Annotated in this window: 2 protein-coding genes; both read right to left on the reverse strand. The window is 62.2% G+C overall.

Features of this window, described 5'->3' with window-relative positions; translation table 11 throughout:
• Positions 1-683, reverse strand: a 683-nt coding sequence (locus WFP70_RS26440; RefSeq protein ID WP_337024897.1) for a TIM barrel protein, incomplete at its 3' end; no start/stop codon positions are given.
• 9 nt (positions 684-692) lie between these two features.
• A partial coding sequence (locus tag WFP70_RS26445) for a Gfo/Idh/MocA family protein (protein ID WP_337024898.1) occupies positions 693-1,356 on the reverse strand: 664 nt, incomplete at its 5' end.

Below are 1,356 nucleotides of genomic sequence, written 5' to 3' on the forward strand. Positions count from 1 at the left end.
CTCAGCGCGCGCGCCACGGCCGGATAGTTAATTTCACCGGTACCCGGCTCTTTACGCCCCGGTACGTCCGCGACCTGCACCTCGCCGATGTGCTGGCCGCAGCGGCGGATGAGCTCAACCAGGTTACCCTCGCCGATCTGCGCGTGATAAATATCGAGGTTCATCTTGAGCCAGGGGCTGTTTACCGCGCTCACCAGGGCCAGGGTGTCTTCGGCGCGGGCGAACGGCGTGCCCGGATGGTCAACGGCGGTGTTCAGGTTTTCGAGCGTGAAGACCCTGCCGGCCTCCTCGCCAAGCATGGCAAGTTCGGACAGCGTGCTGACGGCTTTGAGCCACATGGCGCCGGTGACGACCTCAACCGGTTTGACCGGCAGCCCCACGTTGTTGAGGCCGGTGCCGTGCAGGTTAAGCGAGGGGCAGCCCAGGCGTCGTGCGACCTCAAGAGACTCGGCCGCGCTGGACAGCAGCTGCGCTATTTCCCCGTCATCGGTCAGATTCCCCGAGATATAGCCGGTCATGGAGGTGAAGCGCGCGCCGGTTCTGACAAGGGCATCGATATCCTTCTGGGTCCAGTCCCAGATTTCAACGCCGAATCCCATGGCGTGAATGCGCTCAACGCGTTCGATGAAAGGCAGGTCAAGAAAGACCATCTCGGCGCAGACGGACAGAGAGTATTGAGTCATGTTTAATCCTCAGAGCTTAACGGGCTGCGACTGCTGAACGGAGGAAATGCATGCCAGCGCAATTTCCAGGGCGTTGCGTGCATCCTGACCGGTGGCCTTTGGCGTATCGCCAGTGGAGACGCAGCGCACGAAGTCGGTGAGCTCAGCCACGTAGGCATCGCGCAGCAGGTCGGTGTCGCGGCGGGCGGTATCAACGGAGATGCCCTCAGCGGTGTAGCGAACGCAGTTGTTCACGTTAATGTTGCCGGCCTGCACCATGCCCTTGCTGGCGAACACTTCACCGCGCACGTCATAGCCGTAAACGGCCTGGAAGTTGGCTTCCGCCGTGGCGATGGCGCCGTTATCGAACCGGATATTCACGACGGCGGTGTCGAGCAGGCCGCGCTCTTTGAAGTCAGGGCGGACCAGCGCATCGGCCATGGCGAAAACTTCAACCGGCCTTGCGCCCGGGTTGAGGTGCAGCAGGATGTCAAAGTCGTGGATAAGGGTTTCCAGGAAGATGGTCCAGTGCGGGATAGGCGACGGGTCGCCGAGGCCCGGGTCGCGGGTCACGGAGCGGAGCAGCTGCGGCACGCCGATGCGTCCGGATTTAATGTCTTCATAGGCGGCTGCGAAACCGCTGACGAAGCGGCGGTTAAAGCCGACCTGAAGAACGACGCCGGCGCTTTTGGCG

It is taken from the genome of Pantoea sp. USMM079 (assembly GCF_037153115.1).
Lineage (GTDB): Bacteria > Pseudomonadota > Gammaproteobacteria > Enterobacterales > Enterobacteriaceae > Pantoea > Pantoea communis.